Below are 20062 nucleotides of genomic sequence, written 5' to 3'. Positions count from 1 at the left end.
CGGCACCGACATCGGCCACCCCAACGACGCCTTCGACACCGCCGCCATCGTCCACCTCGCCGACCACGAGGCGTGACCGCACCCAACCCGCCCAACCGGAAAAGGACCTGCAACGCGCTGCACTAGAAGGTCAGGTTCCAGGCGTCGATCTTGCCGGTGTCGCCCCCGGCGTTGTCGTTCACGCGCAGCTTCCAGGTGCCGTTCGCGACCTCGGAGGAGGCGTTGACGGTGTAGGTCTGCGCGATGTTGTCGGCGCTGCCGCCGGCCCGGTTGTGCACGGTGTAGACCGTGCCGTCCGGGGCGATCAGGTCGACCTTGAGGTCACCGATGTAGGTGTGCTTGACGTCCACGCCCACCTTGAGGGTGGCCGGGGCGTTGCCCGTGACCCCGCTGACGGTGATCGGGCTCTCGACGGTCGCGTTGTCGGCGATCGCGAAGTCGGCCTGGTTCTCGAAGTACTTGCCGGCCGGCGGAGTGGAGCCGCCGACCGCCTTCAGCGCGTCGACCTGACCCTCGCCGAAGAAGCCGTTCTTGGCGGTGGTGCCGGTGCAGCGGCTGTCCGAGGGGCAGGCGACGTCGTTGGCCTGGGTGGCCAGCTTGTCGCGGATCTGCGCCGGGGTGATGCCCGGGTTGGCGCTCGCGAGGAGCGCGGCCACACCCGCGACGTGCGGGGAGGCCATCGAGGTGCCGCTCATGGTGCCGTACTTGCCGCCCGGCTGGGTGCTGTAGATGCCGGTGGCGTCACCGCCCGGGGCCGTGACGTCGATGACGTTCAGGCCGTAGTTGGAGTACGAGGCCTTCGCGGTGGTGCCCATCGCCGACACCGTGACCACGCCGGGGAGTTCGGTCGGGATGTCCAGGCAGGCGTTGGTGATGGTGCGGGTGACCGGCGTCGAGTCGTTCGGGCTCTCGGTGTCGGTCTTCTTGTTGGCCAGGTCGATGTTGGAGTTGCCCGCGGCCGCGACCTGGAGCGAACCCTTGCCCTCCGCGTACTCCTGGGCGCGCTTGACGCCCTCGATGATCGCGGCCTGGTCGGCGTTGTCCGGGCAGTTGAACTGCCAGGGGTCCGTGTAGTAGCTGTTGTTGGTGACCTTGAAGCCGTGGTCACCGGCCCACATGAACCCGCAGACGGTGTTCTCGGCGAAGAGCAGCGAGGAACCGGGCTCGGCGATGCGCACCGAGGAGATCTTCACGCCCGGGGCCACACCGATGACACCCTTGCCGTTCTTGGCCGCCGCGACGGTGCCCGCCACGTGCGTGCCGTGGGTGCCGACGTCACGCCAGGCCCCGGTACGGGTGTCCGGCTTGCCGTAGGCGCAGGAGGCGGAGTCCGCCGCGTTGAAGTTCGGCGCCAGGTCCTGGTGCTGGTCGTCCACACCGGTGTCCAGGATGCCGACCTTGACCGAGGCGGAGCCGGTGGTGACGGCCCAGGCCTGGTCGGCCTTGATCTGCGTCATGTCCGCGCGGACCGGCTCGCCCGCCGGGGTCGTGGACTGCGCGGGGTTGGCGGGCAGCGCCGGGTTGTAGGCGTCGGCCGGCACGTCGGAGGTGCGGGTGGCGCCGACCTGCTGGACCCCGCTCACGCCGCGCATCGTCGAGGCGAAGGTGCCGGACGCGGAGTGGGCGACGATCACGCCGATGGCGTCGTAGGACTGGAAGACCGTGCCGCCGTTGGCGGCGACGGCCGACCGGACCGCCGAGGTGTCGCCGGGAGTGGTGATCACGAGGTAGGCGCGGGTGCCGGCAACCCAGGTCGCACTCTGGGAAGTCGCCGCCGCCGGGGCCACGGCCTTGGCGGCCGGGGCGGACGGAGAGACGGGGGCGGTGCCGGCGAGCGCGGCGGGGGCCCCGAAGGTGAGAGCGGCGCCGAGGGCGGCCGCCAGCACCAAGGCACGTCGAGGTCGGCTGGATATGTGGGGTATCAATGCGTCCTCCGATGACCCGGTGGTGCGGGTGGCACCTACCGGGTCGTACGAAACGAGTGGTGGACGCAAGATGTCAGACGCCTGGCCCGGTAGGGAAGTACCTTTTACCGCAGGCAAGTTGATGATCTTGTGGCTGAAAATCGCCGTACCGTACCGGTTTTCGTCGCCCGATGCGGGAGCGAACCGCGAACTCCGCCGCGAGCGGCCGGATCTCGCCCTGCCCGGCGCGCGGGCCGGGCCGTCGACCCGCCGGGCGGCGGCCCCTGTGGCGGTGCGTCGGCAGGGCGGAGGCCGGGGGTGGATCCGGTCAGCGGGGCGAGGTGCGGGCCGGCCGGGTCGGGCACCGTGGGGGCGAGCCCCGCCCGGCCGGCCCCGGGGGAGGGCCGGCGTCGCGCCGGGCCCACCCCCTCACGGGCGTTCCGGTCAGACCGGGACGCCGTCCTTGTCGCTGCCCGACTGGACGGGCACGGCGGTCGGTTCCCCGGCGGGATCCGTCGCGTGCGCGTCGTCGACCAGCGTGGTCTCGTCGAAGGGGAGGCGGCCCGCGAGGACTTCGGTCGCGCGCTCGCGGTCGAACTCCTTGGTCCACGTCCCGATCAGCACCGTCGCGACGGCGTTGCCCGCGAAGTTGGTCAACGCCCGCGCCTCGCTCATGAACCGGTCGATGCCCACGATCAGGCCGACTCCGTCCACCAGCTCCGGCCGGTGGGACTGGAGGCCGCCGGCCAGTGTGGCCAGACCCGCGCCGGTCACCCCGGCCGCGCCCTTCGAGGCGATGATCATGAACAGCAGCAGCGAGATCTGCTCGCCCAGCGCGAGCGGCTTGCCCATCGCCTCCGCGACGAACAGCGAGGACATCGTCAGGTAGATCGCGGTCCCGTCCAGGTTGAAGGAGTAGCCCGTCGGCACCGTGATGCCGACCACCGGTCGCGAGACCCCGACGTGCTCCATCTTCGCGATCAACCTCGGCAGCGCCGACTCGGAGGAGGACGTCGACAGGATCAGCAGGAACTCCCGACCGAGATAGCGCAGCAGGGAGAACACGTTGATCCCCGTACACACCCGCAGCAGCGTGCCCAGCACCACGAACACGAACAGCAGACAGGTCGTGTAGAAACCGATCATGATCACGGCCAGGGACTTCAACGCGTCGATGCCGGTGGCCCCGACCACCGCCGCGATCGCCCCGAAGGCACCCACCGGCGCCGCCCACATGATCATCGCCAGTACCCGGAAGACCAGCTTCTGGATGTGACCGATCCCGCGCAGCACCGGCTCGCCCGAGCGCCCCATGGCCTGGAGGGCGAAACCGCAGAGCAGCGCCACCAGCAGCGTCTGGAGCACCTCACCCCCGGTGAAGGCGGACACCATCGTGGTCGGGATGATCCCCAGCAGGAACTCCTGCGTGCTCTCCGCCCCGCCCGCCTTGGCCTGCGCCTCGCCGGCGCTGCGCGCCGCCTCGGTCAGGTGCAGTCCGCTGCCCGGCTCCAGCAGGTTCCCCACCAGCAGGCCGATGGCCAACGCCACCGTGGACATGACCATGAAGTAGCCGAGGGCCAGACCGCCGACCGCGCCCACCTTCGCGGCCTTGCGCACCGAGCCGATGCCCAGCACGATCGTGCAGAAGATCACGGGCGAGATCATCATCTTGATGAGGTTGACGAAGCCGGTGCCCAGCGGCTTCAGCTCGACGGCCACGCCGGGGGCGGCGAAGCCCACGGCGATGCCGAGCAGCACCGCGGCGATCACCGCGATGTAGAGATAGTGGGTCTTGTCGCGCCTGGCGGCCACGATGCCTCCTGGTGGTGATTGCGTTCCGGGAGACCATCGCCCAGCCTGTGACCCCGGTCACCCTTGCGTTCATTGAGTTCACGGCCGGGTGCAGACTGAGCGCCATGTTCCGCTTCCCCCGACCGCCGCGCAGCCTCGCCGGCCAGCTCTTCGCCATGCAGGTGTTGCTGGTGGCCGTCGTCCTCGCCGGCTGCGCGGTCTTCGCCTACGCGACCGCCCGCGGCCAGGCCGAGGAGGCCGCCCGCCTCCAGGCCGGGGCCGTCGCCCGCGCGGTCGCCGACTCGCCCTCGGTGGTCGAGGCGGTACGGGGCGCCGGACGCGGGACCGACCCGTCTGCGGCGCTCCAGCCCTACGCGGAACGGGTGCGGGTCGACTCGGGCGTGGACTTCGTGACGATCATGTCCCCGGAGGGGGTGCGCTGGACCCACCGCGACCCGCGCCGCATCGGCGAACCCTTCCTCGGGAACACCGCCCCGGCGCTGCGGGGCGAGACCTTCGGCGAGACCTACACCGGCACCCTCGGTCCCTCGATCCGCGTGGTCACCCCGCTGCTGGACGACGGGCGGGTCGTGGGCATGGTCAGCGCGGGCATCACCGTCCGTGCGATCAGCGACCGGCTGGCCGGGCAGCTCTCGGCCCTCGTGTGGGTCGCGGCCGGCGCCCTCGCACTCGGCGGCGTGGGGACGTACGTCGTCAACGCCCGGCTGCGCCGGCACACCCACGGCATGAACGCCGCCGAGCTGAGCCGTGTGTACGACTACCACCAGGCGGCCCTGCACGGGGTGCGGGAGGGCCTGCTGATGCTCGACGGGCGGCGCCGGATCACCCTGATCAACGACGCGGGCCGCGAACTGCTCGGCCTGTCCGGCGAGGTCAGGGGCACCGGGGTCGCCGACCTCGCCCTGCCCGCGCCCCTCACCGGAGCCCTGCTCGCGGACCGGCCCCGGGTGGACGAGGTGCACCTGACCGCAGACCGGGTCCTGGTGGTCAACAGTTCCCCCGTGGCGGGCGGTGGCCGCCGGGGTACCGTGGTCACCTTGCGCGACCACACCGAACTCCAGTCGCTGGCAGGGGAGTTGGACAACGAGCGGGGATTCACCGAAGCGCTGCGCTCGCAGGCCCACGAGGCGGCCAACCGGCTGCACACGGTGGTCTCCCTCATCGAACTCGGCCGCGCGGACGAGGCGGTGGAGTTCGCCACCGCCGAACTGGAGCTGGCCCAGGCCCTCACCGACGAGGTGGTCACCGCCGTCGGCGAACCCGTGCTGGTGGCCCTGCTGCTCGGCAAGGCCGCGCAGGCACACGAGCGCGGGGTCGAGCTGATCGTCACCCCGGACAGCAGCGCCGTCGACACGGGCCCCGGGACGCCGCCGGCCCGGGACCTCGTCACGGTGCTCGGCAACCTCGTCGACAACGCCGTCGAGGCGCTCACGGGCACCCGGGGCGGGCGGGTCGCCGTCACGGTGCGGCCCGACGGCGAACAGATCCTGATCCGGGTCGCCGACAACGGCCCCGGGCTGCCCGAGGGCGCCGGCGCCGACGTCTTCCGACGCGGCTGGTCCGGCAAGGGGGAGGGGCGCGGGCTCGGCCTCGCGCTGGTCCGTCAGGTGGCCCACCGCAACGGCGGCAGCGCGGACGCCGCCCGCGGCGCGGACGGCGGCGCCGAGTTCACCGTACGACTCCCCGTGCGCCGCGAGGTGCGGGCATGAGCGCCCCCGCGGTGCGGGTCCTGGTGGTCGAGGACGACCCGGTGGCCGCCGACGCGCACGCGCTCTACGTCGACCGGGTGCCCGGCTTCACCGCCGTCGCCGCCGTCCACTCACTGGCCGAGGCCACCCGCGTACTGGAACGGACCCGGATCGACCTGCTGCTCCTCGACCTGACCCTGCCCGACGGCCACGGGCTGCGCTTCGCGCGCGGACTGCGGGCGGCGGGGCACCCCGTGGACGTGATCGTGGTGACCTCGGCGCGGGACCTGGCCGTGGTCCGCGAGAGCGTCTCGCTGGGGGTCGTGCAGTACGTGCTGAAACCCTTCGCGTTCCCGACCCTGCGCGAACGCCTGCTGCGCTACGCCGAGTTCCGTGCGACGGCGGGGGAGGCGGCCGGTCAGGACGACGTCGATCGGGCGATGGCCGCCCTGCGCGCGCCCCGCCCGGCGGAACTCCCCAAAGGCCTCAGCGCCCCGACCCTGGACAGGGTCGCGGCGCTGCTGCGTACGGCCGACGACGGGCTGACCGCCGCCGGGGCGGCCGAGGCGGCCGGGATCTCCCGGATCACCGCCCGCCGCTACCTGGAGCACCTGGTGGACACCGGTCGCGCGGACCGGACCCCCCGGTACGGCCAGGTGGGCCGCCCCGAACTGCGTTACCGCTGGCTCGCGGAGACCGGCTCGGTGTCGAAGGTGTAGAACTTCCGGTGGTCCAGCATGTCGGCCGGGGTCACGTCGTTCCACGGCCGCATCGTGTCGTTGAGGTCCACGACGTTGGTGGTGCCGGCGGCCGGCAGGTACGTGGACTGCGGGTGCCTGGCCTGCCAGTCGGCCCACAGCTTGTCGATGTACGCGTGGTGCATCCAGAACACCGGGTCGTTCGGGGAGACGCCGGTGGCCATCTGACCGCCGACCCAGACGTGCACCCGGTTGTGGAGGTTGGCGCCGCGCCAGCCCTCCAGGTTGTTGCGGAAGCCGTTCGAGGCGCTGTTCCAGGGGGCCATGTCGTACACCGGCATGGCCAGTACGGCTTCCACCTCGGCCTTGGTGGGCAGTTCGGCCACACCGGTGCCGAGGGCGCGCCGCAGGTAGGAGCGGCCGTCCACCCGGACGTCTACGTTCCACTTGCCCGTCGCGTAGGCGAACGGCCCGTCGAGGACCTGCCCGTCCCGGGCCCGACCCGTACCGCCGAGGAAGTCGGCGGCCCAGAGCGAGGAGCGGGTGGTGCGGTCCGTCGTCCAGTCCCAATAGGGAAGGGAAACGCTCTTGTCCACGACCTGGAGCGCCGCTTCGAACTCCAGGAGAAACCGGCGGTGCCAGGGGAGGAAGGACGGGGACCGGTGACCGACCCGGTCACCGGAGTCGGTGTCGCTCATGATGAAGCCGTTGTGCGTGGTCACGAAGCGGTCGTAGCGACCGGTGCGCTTGAGTTCGAGCAGCGCGTTGGTGAAGGCGCGCTTCTCCTCGGACGTGAGTGAGGCCTGGTTCTTGCGCACGGTCATCACATGCCGCCCATCGGGACGAGGGTCGCGCCCTGGAGCTCGCGCACGGCGGCGCGGGCGAGCGAGATCGGGGTGGCGAAGGTCTCGTAGTGGTTGACCACGCTGATCCAGCTGCCGTCGGCGTTCTGCATCACGTGGAGTTCGCTGCCGTCTATGCGGACGGTGGGAAGGCCGGGCGAGTGGTGGCCGCCGTGGTGACCGCCGCCGGTGGCGGCGGTGATCTGTATGCGGCGTCCCTTGTAGACCTCGTCGACCGTGCCGGCGGGTATCGCGGCGCGGGAGTCGGTGCCGGCCGCGTACGCGGTGGCGCCCGCGAGGCCGATGACGGAGAGTGCGCCGGCAGTGGTACCCAAGGCCTGCCTGCGGGTGATCTTGTTCATGCCCGAAGAACTATCAGGCGAGCGGGGCCAGTTGACCGCTATCCGGACATCGAAGGATAAGTTTCACATCGAACGAATGGGGCGTTCTTCCCGTTCGGGCCGAGTTCGATGGTCCGAACGGGAAGATCTGTGGCAGTAAGTCTACTCGCCAGTAATTCTTTCGGTGTCTCGCGGTTCTCATGAGCGGGATCACACCGGAGAGTCGGCCGGAAGGTGTGGCGAAACGCCGGCCTCGACGCCGCTTGGGGTCACCTCGGGGTCGCCTCGGGGTCGCCTTGGGAGGTAAATGCCCGATATCGTCCTATAGTTCCGACATGGCCCTGCATGAGACGAAGGACGCATCCGCCACCGACTCCGACACGGACGTGTTCGCGTCCGTCCTGAGCGGGCAGGTTCTCCCCAAGTACCGGATGCCCGAAGACCACTCATCCACCGAGGTGGTCTACGAACTGATCAGCAACGAGCTGCTCCTCGACGGCAACGCGGCCCAGAACCTGGCCACCTTCTGCACCACCTGGTCCGACGACGGCGTCCACCGCCTGATGAACCTGTGCCTCGACAAGAACATGATCGACAAGGACGAGTACCCGCAGACGGCCGAGATCGAGGCCCGCTGCGTCAACATCCTCGCCGACCTGTGGAACGCCCCGGAGGGGACCACCGGCACCGGCTGCTCCACCACCGGCTCCAGCGAGGCCGCCATGCTCGGCGGACTCGCCCTCAAATGGCGTTGGCGCACGGCCCGCGAGGCCGCCGGATTGCCCACCGACCGACCCAACCTGGTGTGCGGGCCGGTGCAGATCTGCTGGGACAAGTTCGCCCGCTACTTCGACGTCGAACTCCGCCAGGTCCCCCTGGAGCCGGGCGCCACCGGCCTGCGGCCCCATCAGCTCGCCGATCACGTCGACGAGAACACCATCGGTGTCGTCGCCATCCTCGGCGTCACCTACACCTGTGACTACGAACCCGTCGCCGAGATCGCCGCCGAACTCGACCGGATCCAACAGAGCCGCGGCTGGGACGTGCCCATCCACGTGGATGCCGCCAGCGGCGGCTTCGTCGCGCCCTTCCTCCACCCCGACGTGGTGTGGGACTTCCGGCTGCCGCGCGTGGCCTCGGTCAACACCTCGGGACACAAGTACGGGCTCGCACCCCTCGGCGTCGGCTGGATCGTTTGGCGCACCGCCGACCTGTTGCCCGCCGACCTCGTCTTCGACGTGGACTACCTCGGCGGCGACATGCCGACCTTCGCCCTCAACTTCTCCCGCCCGGGCGGCGAGATCATCGCCCAGTACTACCTGTTCCTGCGCCTGGGCAAGGGCGGCTACCGGCGCGTCCAGCAGGCCTGCGCCGACACCGCCCAGTACCTGGCCGGCGAGATCGCCGGGATGGGCCCCTTCACCCTGCTCTACGACGGGCGCGGCGCGCTGCCCGCCGTCTCCTACACCCTCGCCGACCCGGACGGTGCGGGCTTCACCCTCTACGACCTCTCCGACCGGCTGCGGATGCGCGGCTGGCAGGTGCCCTCGTACCCGCTGCCGGCCGACCGCGACGACACCGTGATCCAACGCGTGCTGATCCGGCACGGGGTGACGCGTGATCAGATCGCCCTGTTGGCCACCGACCTGAAGGTGGCCGTCGACCACCTCGTCAAGCACCCGCAGCCCGTTCCCACCACCGAGCCCCGGTCCGGGTTCCACCACTGACGGCGGCGGCCGTCGCGACCTCGTGCGCGGCGGCCGTGCCCGTGGCGGTGCGGCGGCGGACGGACCGTGCGGCGGGGCGGCGCCGAGGGGGCCGCCCGGTCGTCCTCGACGTACGTCGGCCCCCGCGTCCGGTGTCGCTCGGCGTGTCGCTCAGCGGGCTCCGAAGTTCTGCGTCCACCAGGGACCGCCGGAGCCGTTGTGGATCCCCACGCCGATGTCCTTGAAGGAGCAGTTGAGGATGTTGGCGCGGTGACCCGGGCTCTTCATCCACGAATCCATCACGGACTGGGCCGTCTGCTGCCCCCTCGCGATGTTCTCCCCGTACGTCGACCAGTCGTAGCCGGCGGCGGTGGTCCGCTTGCCCGGGTCCGCGCCGTCGGGGTTGGTGTGCGCGAAGAAGTCACGTTGGGCCATGTCGTCCGAGTGCCCCTGGGCGGCCGACCGCAGTTGCGAGTCCTCGTTGAGGGGCCCGCAACCTGCCTTCGAACGCTCGGAGTTGACCAGTGCCACCACCTGGCCGGCCACGCCCTGCGGCGGGGCGGGCGCCGGCGCGGGCGCGGAGGGGCGCGGGGCCGGCGGGTCGCTCTTGGTCCGCTTCGGGGTCGGCTTCGGCTTCGGGGTCTGGCTCGGCGACGGCGAGGCGGAGACGGACGCGGAGGGCGAGGCGGAGGCGGAGGCGGACGGAGAGGGCGACGGCGAGGCGGAGGCCGAGGGGCGGGCCGTGCTCGCGTCGGGCGCGGAGAGGGCCGCCAGCGGGGAGGCGGGGGCGCTGCCGGCGGCCTCGGGTTCACCGGAGCCGGGGAGCGAGCCGAGGTACACCAGGCCGCCGCCCGCGACGCACGCGGCGATGACCGCGCCGCCGATGGCCCGGCGGCGGTTCTGGCGCCGCCTGCGCAGGGCGCCGCGACCGGCTGCGGCGTCGGCGTGTCCGTCGGCGCCGTCGCCCTGTTCGGCCGCCTTGCGGCGGGCCGCCCGGCCCGGGCCGGACACCACCGGGGACAGCTGCGTCGCCGCGTCGGCGAACGAGGCCCCCGCATCGGGCGAGGCTCCCGAGCCGTACGGGCCGCCCGCGTCGTACGGGGTACCCGAGCCGGCGTAGGCCGCGCCCACCGGGGTCATGCCGCCCGCGCCGGCCGCGGCCGACCGGACGCCGGCCAGCAGCGCCGCACCGACCGGCACCAGTGCCAGCCCGGCCAACAGGCCCTCCGCCGGGACCAGGCCGCTCCACAGCCCCGAACAGCGCACGCACTCCCGCGCGTGCCGGGCTATTCGCTTGCGCCACAGCGTCGAGGGGAGCCCGTCCCAGCCCGCCGCGAGCGTCCGCAGCCCCTCGCACGGAGGTTGGGCGTCCAGCGCCCGCTCGACCACGCGCGCCGATTCCAACTGGGCCTTCATCCGCTGGACCCGGACCGCCGTGTGCTGGGGGGAGAGCTCCAGGGCGCCCGCCATCTCGCCGCGCGTCAGCTCACCGGCGCACTCCAACCACCACAGCGACAGCAACGCCCGGTCGTCGGGCTCCAGCCAACGCGTCGCCCGGGCCGTCTCCCGGCGCTGCCCCTCCAGGTTGAGCCGTACGACGGTCAGGTCGACGAAGTCGGCGCCGGGGTCCGCGACGTCCCAGGCGGCGTCCAGGCCGCTCTCGCCCGGGCCGCTCTGCCGGGCCGCCCAGTGGGCGCGTATCCGGTTCATCGCGATCGCGACCAGCCAGGACCGGAAGCTGTCGTCCGTGCGCAGACCGCCCAGTCCGTCCAGTGCCCGCAGCATGGTGTCCTGCACCACGTCGTCCACGTCACAGGACCCGTTCAGGGCCCGGCCGACGATGTTGTAGACGAGCGGCAAGTAGGTGCTGACGAGCTCGTCCTGCGCGCGGGGATCGCCCGCGCGGGCCGCTGCCACCAGCGCTGCCGTGTGCTCTGTACTCATGTGATGTTCCCTGTCCGTACCGGCGGTCGATGATGCCCAATACCTGGGAGACCGTCGAGAAGGGCCCCGATAACACTTATCCGGAAGACGAATCCGCCGCCACCCCGCGACCGTGTCATCGGCCACCCGGGCGGGGTGGCGTTCGGCCGCATCGTCGGTCCGGGCGATCCGCCCCGGGGCGGCAAGCATCGCATCACCGGGCGCCGCGCCCCACACCGCCGTTGTCCCGGAGGCGCGGGACTCGCCGGCGCCGCTTCGACGACGGGACCGCGTGTCGGCGGGCCTGGACACCGCCGCCGCGGGAGTTGCTCAGAGCAGCGGGGACAGCGCCGCCGTGGCCGCGCGCAGGGCGGGCGCGTACGCCTCGATCTCCTCACGGGAGACGAGGAAGGTGACGGTGGTGACCGAGACCCCGCCGACCGGGCGACCGTCCGGGCCCTCGATCGCCGCTCCGATGCAGCGGATGGTCGGCTCGTTCTCCTCGTCGTCCACCGCGAAACCCCGGGCGCGGACGACGTCCAGCTCGGCCAGCAGTGCCCGCGCGGTGGTCAGCGTCCCGGGAGTGCGGCCCGGCAGGCCGGTGGCGGCGATCAGTTCCCGTACCTCCCCGGTCGTCAGGCCGGCCAGAATGCTCTTGCCGATCGCCGTGGTGTGCAACGGCATCCGCATGCCCACCCGGGACGCCGTCCGGAAGGGCTGGTCGCTCTCCAACTTCCGGATGTAGGTGATCGTCTCCCCGCTGTGCAGGGCGAGATGGACCGTCTGACCCGTGGCCCGCCGCAGCTCGCGCAGGATCTCCTCGACGCTCGCCGGCTCCCCGCCACTGACCAGCGCCGACAGCCCCCGCAACCGGGGCCCCACGCCGTAGCGGCTCCCCTCCTCGGCGCGTACGAAGCCCTGCTCGATCAGCGAGGCCAGGATCCGGAAGGTGCTCGACTTGGGCACGGCCGCCGCGGCCGTCAGCTCGGCCAGCCGGTGCGGGCCGCCCGGGGCGGCCACCGCCTCCAGGATCCGGAGCGACTTCTCCAACGCGGAACCCGCCGCCGAGGCCCGCCCGCCGCGCGTGACGCCGTCGGCTCCAGATGCTGCATCCGTTGACACGGGGTCTCCCGGCGTGTGTAAGGTCCGAAACAGTAAGTGCCGGTACACGATACGTCGTTCCACTACGTGGAACAACTGGGGGTTCCTTGTTGTCCTGTCATCCCTACGCGGTGATAGCGGCGCAGCGCCTGCTGCCGGTGCTGCGCGACGCCGACGCCGACGAGGCCGTCCGCCGGACCACCGCCCTCCTCGCCGCGGGCTGCCGCGCCGTGGAACTGACCACCTCCACCCCCGGTTGGGCCGAAGCCGTGGCCCGGACCGCGCCGCTCACCGACGCCACCGGCCGCTCCGCGCTGATCGGCGTCGGCACCGTCACCACCGCCGCCCAGGCCGAACAGGCCCTCGACGCCGGCGCCGGGTTCCTGATCTCCCCCTACCCGGCGCCCGAGGTCCGCGCGTTCGCCCGCCGGCGCGGGGCGGTCTTCATCGAAGGCGGGTTCACCCCCGGCGAGATCGCCGAGGCCGCCCGGACCGCGGGCGCCGTGAAGGTCTTCCCCGCCCACGTGGGCGGACCCCGGTTCATCCGCTCCCTCAAGGCCGTCCTCCCCGAGGCGCTGATCATTCCGACCGGCGGCATCCGACCGGGCGAGGTCCGCGAATGGCTCGCCGCGGGGGCGGGCGCCGTCGGGATCGGCGACGGGCTCCCGGCCGACCCCGGCGAACTGGCCGCCGTCTTCGCCGAACTGGCCCTGCCGTGCTGCCCACGCTGCACCCCGGAGCGCTGACCGTGCCCGAACGGCCGCACCCGACGGACTACGACGTACTCGTCCTCGGCGAGGTCCTCGTCGAGATCCACGCCGACGCCGCCCTGCGCGAGGCCGCCGACGGAACCCCCGCCCGCCTCTCCTACTCGGGCGACGCACTGAACGCCGCCGCGGCGGCGGCGGCCGCCGGAGCCCGGACCGCCCTGCTGGCCGTGGTCGGCGAGGACGAGCTGAGCGTGCCGCTGCTGGCCCGCGCCACCGCCCTCGGCGTGGACGTCTCCCACGTGCGCCGCGCCCCACGCCCCAACGGCGCCTACCTGCTCTCCGCGGACACCGAGGGCGACCGGGAGTTCGTCTACTGGCGCACCGGCAGCGCCGGCTCCACCCTCTCGCCCCGGCACATCGCCTCCTGGCGGGGGCTGCTGACCGGCTCCCCGACCCTGATCTCCAGCGGCATCACCGGCGCCCTGTCACCGAGCAGCCGTGAGGCGGTGGTGGCCGCCGCCCGGATCGTGCACGAGGCGGGCGGGCACCTCTCGTACGACCCCAACCACCGGCCCCGCCTGACCGGTCGGGACGAGGCCCGCTCCCTGCTGGCCCTGATCGCCCCGCTGACCGGGCTGCTCAAGACCTCCTGCCCGGCCGACGCGCTCGCGCTGGTGGACACCGACGAACCGCTCCTCGCGGCGGCCCGCTACCGGGCACTCGGCGCCCGCGCCGTCGCCGTCACCGGGGGCGCCGACCGGCTGCTGCTGGACGACGGGTCGGGGCCCGTGTTCCATCCGGTGCCCGTCAACGCCGCGCCCGTCGACGCGACGGGCGCGGGCGACTGCTTCACCGGTACCGTCACCGCCCGGCTCGCGCTGGGCGACACCCTCGCGGACGCCGCGTCGTACGGGCTGGCCGCGGCCTCCCTGTCCGTGTCCGGCCGAGGCGGCACCGGACGCGTCCCCACCTTCGCCGAGACGGCGGCCCTGGCCGCGGCCCACCGGGGGAGGGCCCGCTCCGACTGACCGCCGACCGGCGATCGCCCCGTACGGCCGGGCCCGTACGGCCGATCGCGGGGGCTCGTTACGGCGCTTCGAGCAGGGCGATCTCCGCCGGCGACAGGCGCAGCGACCCGACGGCGACGTTCTCGACCAGGTGATCCGGGTTCCCGGTACCCGGGATCGCCAGCACGTGGGCGCCCCGGCTCAGCGTCCACGCCAGGCGGAGCTGGGCCGTGGAGACCCCGTGCTCCGCGGCGAGCGCGAGCACCCGCGGCCCGTCGGTCTCCACGACCCCCGCCTCCCGGCCCGCGCCCGCGATCGCGAAGAACGGCACGAAGGCCACGCCCTGCTCGCCGCACGCGTCCAGGAAGGCGTGGTCCTCGGCCGGGGAACCGATCCCGTACGGGTTCTGCACGCAGACCACGGGCGCGATGGCCCGCGCCTGCGCGAGGTGGTCGGGGCGCGCGTTGGAGATCCCGAGGTGGCGGATCAGCCCGGCCGTGCGGAGTTCGGCGAGGGCCCCGAAGTGCTCGGCGATCGAACCGGTGCTCTCGCGCCGGGGCACGCGCAGATTGACCACGTCGAGGTGGTCGCGGCCCAACTGGCGCAGGTTCTCCTCGACCTGGCCGCGCAACTGGTCGGGCTCCGCCCACCACCAGTTCCCGGCGGCGTCGCGGCCGGGGCCCACCTTGGTGGTGATGACCAGCTCGTCGCCGTACGGGGCGAGCGCCCGGTTGATGAGCTCGTTCGCCGAACGCAGCGGGGAGAAGTAGAAGGCCGCGGTGTCGATGTGGTTCACCCCGAGCTCCACGGCCTTGCGCAGCACGCCCGTGACCCGGTCGCGGTCGCTCGGGGAACCGTCGGCGAGGTGGGTGAGGCGCATCGCGCCGAAGCCGATCCGGTTGACGGTCAGATCGCCCAGCCGCCAGGTTCCGGCCGCGGCCGCATTGATCGTTTCAGAGGTCATGCGGCACTCTCGCACATCCCCCGCAGGGCTCCCACCTGCGGTGCGCTGCTCCCGGCGGACCCTGGCCCCGGCCCCACCGAGCCGCCTCGCGCATGGAGGCGCCGCCGGGCCGGGTCGTTTCGCGGCCCGGCGGCGCCGGTCAGGAGGGCCCTGTCAGGGCTGTGGTCAGCGGCCGCGCAGACCCCGGTCGACGGCCGTGATCAGCTCGCCGTCGGCGGTGTCGGCGTCCAGCGACCAGAACATCGCGCCGCCCAGGCCGTTGTCCCGTACGTACCGCGTCTTGGTGCGCAGCACCTGCGGGTCGTCGTACGTCCACAGGGTGGTGCCGTCGAACAGCCAGGCGTGGCCGCCGCGTCGGTCGCGGTGGAGCTTGAACGTCCCCGAGTCGGCCAGCCGGCGCAGTTCCTTGTAGTCCGCGTAGCCCGCCGCCCAGGCGGCCGGCGCGGGGCCCGTCGCGGGCTGTCCCAAGCCGTCGCCGCCGCCACTGACGCCGGTCCAGCCCTGCCCGTAGAAGGGCATGCCCATCACCAGCTTCCGCGCCGGCGCGCCGCGGCGCAGCCAGGCGTCCACGGTGCCGTCCACGCTGAAGTCGTTCCGCGCGTACAGCGCGGACTGCTGGGCGGTGTTCTTCTCGCCCGACACGTGGAAGTCGTAGCCCTGGAGGGTGACGAAGTCGAGGTCGCTCATGATCCGGGGGACATCGAAGCCCGCGTCGATCTTGGCGGGCGCGGTCGGGACGAAGGCGGTCAGCTCGTACGTCCGCTTCTGCTTCTGCCCCCGGCCGTACGCGTCGAGCTGCGTGCGGAACTCCTTGACCAGCTCGGTGAAGTTGCGCTTGTCCTCCGGCCGGTACTTCGTGTCCGTGTCGCCGGCCGAGCCGGGCCACTCCCAGTCGAGGTCGATCCCGTCGAAGACCCCGGCGGCCGCGCCCTGACCGCCTCGGACGCCGTCCTGCGGCAGGTTCCCCTTGATGTAGAGGTCAATGCAGGACCGGACGAGCGCCTTGCGCGAGGCGGGGGTGAGCGCGGCGTCCGAGAAGTTCGTCGACCAGCTCCAACCGCCCAGGGAGATCAGCACCTTGAGCCCCGGGTGCCTGGCCTTCAGCTCGCGCAGCTGGTTGAAGTTGCCGGCCAGGGGCCGGCGGTCGTCGTCGGCCACCCCGTCGACGGAGTTCGCTGCGTCGAGCGGGCGCGCGTAGTCGGCCCACGCGTCGGCCTCGCCGGGGACGTTGCCCGTGAAGCACTTGCCCTCGGGACTGATGTTGCCGAAGGCGTAGTTGATGTGGGTGAGCTTGCCGGCCGTGCCGTTGGCCTCAAGGTCCTGGACCTGGAAGTCCCGCCCGTAGACGCCCCATTGGGTGAAGTACCCGACCTTCCGGTACGAGCGGTCGTGGCCGCCGCCATCGACCTGCGCGGCGGCGGACGGCGCGAAGGCGGCCAGCAGGGAGAGGGAGCAGGCGGCGACGGTCAGCCTGCCGAGCGTGCTGAAGCGCATGGGCTTCCTTTGCGGATGCGGGAGCGGATTCGCGTGCGCTGTGCTGTGCTGTGCACCTCGGAAACTATTGGTCTGGACCATCTCGGTCAAGGGGGCGTCCACCTCGGGTTCCGCGCCGCCACCGGCCCGTCCGAAAAACATCCTTCACGGCACTGGGCACCTTCGCGCGCCGTCGCTACCCTCCGCGCATGATTCCCACGGTGGTCTGGGGTACCGGCAACGTCGGCCGCGCGGCGATCCGCGCCGTCGAGGCCCACCCGGCGCTCGAACTCACGGCAGTGATCGTCCACGACCCGGCGAAGGTCGGCCGCGACGCCGGCGAACTGGCCGGACTCGACAGGGCATTGGGGGTGGTCGCGACGAATGACATCGACGCTGTGCTGGCCGCCCGGCCCGCCGCCCTCGTCTACGCGGCCTCCGGCGACATCCGCCCCGACGACGCCCTCGCCGACATCACCCGGGCGATCGCCACCGGTGCGGCGGTGGTCAGCCCGGCCCTCTACCCGCTCTACGACCACCGCAACGCCCCGCCCGAGTTCATCGACCCGGTGTCGGCCGCGATCGCCGAGGGAGGCGGCTCGCTGTTCGCCTCCGGTGTCGACCCGGGCTGGGGCAACGACGTCCTCCCCCTCCTGATCAGCGGCCTCGGCACGACCGTGGACGTGATCCGCTGCCAGGAGATCTTCGACTACTCCACCTACGACCAACCGGACTCGGTCCGCCTCCTGGTCGGCATGGGACAGCCGATGGACCACGAACCGATGATGCTGATGCCCTCCATCCCCACCATGGTGTGGGGCGGCCAGATCCGGCTGATGGCCCGGGCCCTGGGCGTCGAACTCGACGAGATCCACGAGACCTCCGAGCGCCGCGCCCTCGACGCCACGGTGACCACCCGCACCATGGGCGAGTTCGAGGCCGGCACCCAGGGCGCGATCCGGTTCGAGGTCCAGGGCATCGTCGAGGGCGAACCCCGCATCGTCATCGAACACGTCACCCGCATCCACCCCTCCTGCGCCCCCGACTGGCCGGCACCGCCCGACGGGGCCGGCGCCCACCGGGTGATCATCGAGGGCCGCCCCCGCATCGAGGTCACCATCGAGGCCACCGACGAGGGCGAGAACCGTTCCGCGGGCGGCAACGCCACCGCGGTCGGCCGACTGGTGGGCGCCATCGACTGGCTCGTGGCCGCCGAACCGGGGATCTACGACGCGCTCGACGTCCCGCTGCGACCCGCAGTCGGCAAACTCGGAAGGAAGCAGCCATGAGAATCGACATCCCCGAGGGCCGGCACCCCATCGAATACGTCTGGGGCGACATGGTCCCCGGCATCGGGATGGCGGCGGCGAACTTCTCCCTGTCCGTGTACGCCCACACCACCCTGGGACTGCGCGAGTTCGAGGCCGCCCGGCTGCGCATCGCGCAGATCAACGGGTGCGTGTTCTGCCTCGACTGGCGCACCGACCGCGACGGCGAGAAGGTCGAGGACGAGTTCGCCGACGCGGTCACCGAATGGCGGACCACCAAGGCCTTCGACGACCGCACACGGATCGCCGCCGAGTACGCGGAGCGGTACGCCCTGGACCACCACGGCCTCGACGAGGAGTTCTGGGAGCGAATGACCGCGCTCTACAGCCAGGTCGAGATCGTGGAGCTGAGCATGAGCATCGGCTCCTGGCTGGCCTTCGGCCGGCTCAATCACGTGCTGGGACTCGACAGCGTCTGCATGCTGCCGGGGAGTTGAGATGGTCCGGGGCCGGTCGGAGGATCCGATCGGCCCCGGGCTTCGCTCATCGCTACAGGTCGGTCGCGATGATCTTCTCTATGTTCCGCTCCGCGAGCGCCGTGATGGTGACGAACGGATTGACGCTGACGTTGCCGGGGATCAGGGCCCCGTCGATCACGTACAGGCCCGGATGTCCGTGCAGGCGACCGTAGTTGTCGGTGGCCTTGTCCAGGATCGCGCCGCCGAGCGGGTGGTAGGTGAGGTGGTCGCCCCAGATCTTGTACGTCCCGAAGAGATCGGTCCGGTAGATCGTCCCCTCCTTCGAGTTGATCTTGTCGAAGATGGTCTTGGCCATGTCGATGGCCGGCTGCTTCCAGGCCGTCTGCCAGTTCAGGTCGACCGTGCCCGTCGCCGCGTTCCAGGTGAACTCGGCGCGGTGGGGGTTCTTGGTGATCGCCAGGTAGAACGACGCGTACGTCTCGATCCCGGTCGGCAGCGGCGCCACCTCGGCGAAGGCCCCGCCCGCGTTCCAGTTGTCGATGCCGCCGCAGGGGATCGTCGCCTGGAGCTTGCCCGTGGGGTCCCACATGTGGTTGGCCCGCCCGCACATGACGTTGCCGTTGTCCCCCCAGCCCTTGCCGATCTCGCCGTTCAGGTGGGGCAGGGCGCCCGTCGCCTTCAGCCGGACGAGCAGCTTGCTCGTGCCGACGCTGCCGGCCGCGAAGAACACCTTGTCGGCCGTGACGGTCTTGGTGGCCACGGCGTCACCGGTCGTGTTGAGCTGCTCGATGACCACCGTGTAGCCGCCGCCGGTCGTGGGGGTGACCGTGGTGACCTTGTGCAGCGGCGAGATGCTCACCTTCCCGGTCGCCTTGGCGGCCGCGAGGTAGGTCTTCTGGAGCGACTTCTTGCCGTTGTTGTTGCCGTAGAGGATCTCGCCGTCCAATGCCGACTTGGTGGCGGTGCCGGCCGCCTCCTGCTTCATGTAGTCCCAGTCGTACACATCGGGCACGAAGACGAAGGGGAAGTTGGACCGCTGAGCGTGCTTGCGGCCCACGCGGGCGAACTGGTAGCAACTCACCGTGTCGAACCAGGCCGGGTCGATGAGGCCCACCCCGAGGCCGGAGTTGGCGCGCGGATAGTAGGTGTTGTACATCTCGTCGGCGTTCACCGTGGGCAGGATCGCGCTGAAGTTCTCCCGTTTCGGGGTGACGGCCATGCCGCCGTTGACGAGCGAACCGCCGCCGACGCCGCGGCCCTGGTAGACGGTGATCCCCGCGAAGTCCTCGGCGTCCAGGATGCCCGTGTACTTGGGGATGTCCTTGTCGATGGGGAAGCCGAGGAAGTAGTTCAGCGGGGCTTTCGTCCGGGTGCGCAACCAGTACGAGCGCTTGTCCGGGTTCAGCGTGTTGCAGAAGATCTTCCCGTCCGGACCCGGGGTGTCCCAGGCCATGCCCATCTCGATCATGTGGACGTCGACGCCCGCCTGGGCGAGGCGCAGGGCGGCGACGGACCCGCCGTAACCGGTGCCGATGACGAGGGCCGCGACGTGGGCCCCGTTGTCGATGGGTGCTGCCGCGGCGGCGGCTTTCGCATGGGCCGGAACGGCGTTGACCGATAGGGTCATGGCTCCCAAAATGGAACCAGTTCCAGCGATGAAACCACGGCGCGAGACGCCCTTGGAAACCTTGCTGTTCAGGGACTTGTCACTCATGTGACGTTCCTCACTCTCGACGGAGTGAGAACAAGTTCTACTGTCGACGGCGTGGTAAGTCACTACATACGCCGAGGTAATTTGTGGCTGGTTCCGTATCGATGGCCCACGGCGCGGGTGACACGCGGTCAGCGCACGCGGTCGGGGCGCGCGTCGGGGCGCGTCCTGGGCGCCGGCACGGGGGGGGCGAACGCGCGCCGACCTTCACCGTGCGGTCGGCCACCGAATTCGATGGCCCTTCCGGCAGCGTCGTGTCATGGTTGGTCCTGCCGAAGGGGCGTAGCTCAACTGGCCAGAGCAACGGTCTCCAAAACCGTAGGCTGCAGGTTCAAGTCCTGCCGCCCCTGCACGTCCGCACGGAGGGGGCATCCCCGCTGTGCTGGGAAAAGGCGAGAGCCCCGCCGGGAGTCCGGCGGGGCTCTGCTGCTTGGA

General features: G+C 71.7%; 16 protein-coding genes and 1 tRNA gene. 8 read left to right on the top strand and 9 right to left on the bottom strand.

The window, feature by feature from the left end; genetic code table 11:
• Nucleotides 1-122: 122 nt before the first annotated feature.
• Both OTB19_RS36455 and OTB19_RS36450 read right to left on the bottom strand, forming a co-directional pair.
• A complete protein-coding gene (locus OTB19_RS36455) occupies nucleotides 123-1886 on the bottom strand; it encodes a S8 family serine peptidase (protein WP_267803049.1) in 1764 nt (587 codons plus the stop codon).
• A gap of 462 nt (nucleotides 1887-2348) precedes the next feature.
• Entirely contained in the window at nucleotides 2349-3716 is a 1368-nt protein-coding gene (locus OTB19_RS36450; RefSeq protein ID WP_267803048.1) for a cation:dicarboxylate symporter family transporter, read from the bottom strand.
• Between the two features lie 104 nt (nucleotides 3717-3820).
• Here OTB19_RS36450 and OTB19_RS36445 point away from each other — a divergent pair, with 104 nt between their 5' ends.
• Nucleotides 3821-5425 (top strand): sensor histidine kinase, encoded by a 1605-nt coding sequence (locus OTB19_RS36445; protein WP_267803050.1) that lies wholly within the window; start codon nucleotides 3821-3823, stop codon nucleotides 5423-5425.
• Entirely contained in the window at nucleotides 5422-6123 is a 702-nt protein-coding gene (locus OTB19_RS36440; protein WP_267803047.1) for a response regulator, read from the top strand. Before OTB19_RS36445 ends, OTB19_RS36440 begins: the two co-directional genes overlap by 4 nt.
• On the opposite strand, the gene melC2 is transcribed toward OTB19_RS36440, so the two are convergent.
• On the bottom strand, nucleotides 6081-6926 hold the full coding sequence (gene melC2 / locus OTB19_RS36435; RefSeq protein ID WP_267803046.1) for a tyrosinase MelC2: 846 nt from the start codon (nucleotides 6924-6926) through the stop codon (nucleotides 6081-6083). The genes OTB19_RS36440 and melC2 overlap by 43 nt on opposite strands.
• Nucleotides 6926-7306, bottom strand: coding sequence for an apotyrosinase chaperone MelC1 (gene melC1 / locus OTB19_RS36430; protein ID WP_267803045.1), 381 nt, complete (start codon nucleotides 7304-7306; stop codon nucleotides 6926-6928). Before melC1 ends, melC2 begins: the two co-directional genes overlap by 1 nt.
• 314 nt (nucleotides 7307-7620) lie before the next feature.
• Between melC1 and OTB19_RS36425 the strand changes: the two genes are divergently transcribed.
• Nucleotides 7621-9012: a glutamate decarboxylase gene (locus tag OTB19_RS36425; protein WP_267803044.1), complete on the top strand. Its 1392-nt coding sequence runs from the start codon at nucleotides 7621-7623 to the stop codon at nucleotides 9010-9012.
• Between the two features lie 150 nt (nucleotides 9013-9162).
• Here OTB19_RS36425 and OTB19_RS36420 read toward each other — a convergent pair whose 3' ends face one another.
• Complete coding sequence (locus tag OTB19_RS36420; protein WP_267803043.1) at nucleotides 9163-10935, bottom strand: sigma-70 family RNA polymerase sigma factor; 1773 nt, start codon at nucleotides 10933-10935, stop codon at nucleotides 9163-9165.
• A 309-nt stretch (nucleotides 10936-11244) separates the two neighbouring features.
• Complete coding sequence (locus OTB19_RS36415; RefSeq protein ID WP_267803042.1) at nucleotides 11245-12036, bottom strand: IclR family transcriptional regulator; 792 nt, start codon at nucleotides 12034-12036, stop codon at nucleotides 11245-11247.
• A 110-nt stretch (nucleotides 12037-12146) separates the two neighbouring features.
• Between OTB19_RS36415 and OTB19_RS36410 the strand changes: the two genes are divergently transcribed.
• Nucleotides 12147-12761: a bifunctional 4-hydroxy-2-oxoglutarate aldolase/2-dehydro-3-deoxy-phosphogluconate aldolase gene (locus tag OTB19_RS36410; protein ID WP_267803041.1), complete on the top strand. Its 615-nt coding sequence runs from the start codon at nucleotides 12147-12149 to the stop codon at nucleotides 12759-12761.
• The gene (locus OTB19_RS36405; RefSeq protein WP_267803040.1) at nucleotides 12731-13753 is read left to right on the top strand and encodes a PfkB family carbohydrate kinase; all 1023 of its coding nucleotides are present in this window, start codon (nucleotides 12731-12733) and stop codon (nucleotides 13751-13753) included. Before OTB19_RS36410 ends, OTB19_RS36405 begins: the two co-directional genes overlap by 31 nt.
• A gap of 58 nt (nucleotides 13754-13811) precedes the next feature.
• Here OTB19_RS36405 and OTB19_RS36400 read toward each other — a convergent pair whose 3' ends face one another.
• Both OTB19_RS36400 and OTB19_RS36395 read right to left on the bottom strand, forming a co-directional pair.
• The gene (locus OTB19_RS36400; RefSeq protein WP_267803039.1) at nucleotides 13812-14696 is read right to left on the bottom strand and encodes an aldo/keto reductase; all 885 of its coding nucleotides are present in this window, start codon (nucleotides 14694-14696) and stop codon (nucleotides 13812-13814) included.
• A gap of 165 nt (nucleotides 14697-14861) precedes the next feature.
• Complete coding sequence (locus tag OTB19_RS36395) at nucleotides 14862-16190, bottom strand: glycoside hydrolase family 18 protein (protein ID WP_267803038.1); 1329 nt, start codon at nucleotides 16188-16190, stop codon at nucleotides 14862-14864.
• Nucleotides 16191-16378: 188 nt separating this feature from the next.
• Between OTB19_RS36395 and OTB19_RS36390 the strand changes: the two genes are divergently transcribed.
• Nucleotides 16379-17458 carry a dihydrodipicolinate reductase gene (locus OTB19_RS36390; RefSeq protein WP_267803037.1) on the top strand — a complete coding sequence of 360 codons (1080 nt, stop codon included), beginning with the start codon at nucleotides 16379-16381 and terminating at the stop codon, nucleotides 17456-17458.
• Entirely contained in the window at nucleotides 17455-17934 is a 480-nt protein-coding gene (locus OTB19_RS36385) for a carboxymuconolactone decarboxylase family protein (RefSeq protein WP_267803036.1), read from the top strand. Before OTB19_RS36390 ends, OTB19_RS36385 begins: the two co-directional genes overlap by 4 nt.
• 52 nt (nucleotides 17935-17986) lie before the next feature.
• Here OTB19_RS36385 and OTB19_RS36380 read toward each other — a convergent pair whose 3' ends face one another.
• The gene (locus OTB19_RS36380) at nucleotides 17987-19630 is read right to left on the bottom strand and encodes a GMC oxidoreductase (protein ID WP_267803035.1); all 1644 of its coding nucleotides are present in this window, start codon (nucleotides 19628-19630) and stop codon (nucleotides 17987-17989) included.
• A 273-nt stretch (nucleotides 19631-19903) separates the two neighbouring features.
• On the opposite strand from OTB19_RS36380, the gene OTB19_RS36375 reads away from it, so the two are divergent.
• A tRNA-Trp gene (locus OTB19_RS36375) sits at nucleotides 19904-19977 on the top strand.
• Nucleotides 19978-20062 lie beyond the last annotated feature (85 nt).

It is taken from the genome of Streptomyces sp. H27-H5 (assembly GCF_026627505.1).
In the GTDB taxonomy this organism is placed as follows: domain Bacteria; phylum Actinomycetota; class Actinomycetes; order Streptomycetales; family Streptomycetaceae; genus Streptomyces.
Note: the sequence above shows the minus strand (reverse complement) of the source record. Positions and strands in the feature narration are given on the sequence as shown.

Bases quoted from the DNA above. Each gene is read 5' to 3' on its own strand.
- OTB19_RS36445 (WP_267803050.1), top strand. From the start codon at position 3,821: ATGTTCCGCTTCCCCCGACCGCCGCGCAGCCTCGCCGGCCAGCTCTTC.
- OTB19_RS36440 (WP_267803047.1), top strand. From the start codon at position 5,422: ATGAGCGCCCCCGCGGTGCGGGTCCTGGTGGTCGAGGACGACCCGGTG.
- melC2 (WP_267803046.1), bottom strand. From the start codon at position 6,926: ATGACCGTGCGCAAGAACCAGGCCTCACTCACGTCCGAGGAGAAGCGC.
- melC1 (WP_267803045.1), bottom strand. From the start codon at position 7,306: ATGAACAAGATCACCCGCAGGCAGGCCTTGGGTACCACTGCCGGCGCA.
- OTB19_RS36425 (WP_267803044.1), top strand. From the start codon at position 7,621: ATGGCCCTGCATGAGACGAAGGACGCATCCGCCACCGACTCCGACACG.
- OTB19_RS36420 (WP_267803043.1), bottom strand. From the start codon at position 10,935: ATGAGTACAGAGCACACGGCAGCGCTGGTGGCAGCGGCCCGCGCGGGC.
- OTB19_RS36400 (WP_267803039.1), bottom strand. From the start codon at position 14,696: ATGACCTCTGAAACGATCAATGCGGCCGCGGCCGGAACCTGGCGGCTG.
- OTB19_RS36395 (WP_267803038.1), bottom strand. From the start codon at position 16,190: ATGCGCTTCAGCACGCTCGGCAGGCTGACCGTCGCCGCCTGCTCCCTC.
- OTB19_RS36390 (WP_267803037.1), top strand. From the start codon at position 16,379: ATGATTCCCACGGTGGTCTGGGGTACCGGCAACGTCGGCCGCGCGGCG.
- OTB19_RS36385 (WP_267803036.1), top strand. From the start codon at position 17,455: ATGAGAATCGACATCCCCGAGGGCCGGCACCCCATCGAATACGTCTGG.
- OTB19_RS36380 (WP_267803035.1), bottom strand. From the start codon at position 19,630: ATGAGTGACAAGTCCCTGAACAGCAAGGTTTCCAAGGGCGTCTCGCGC.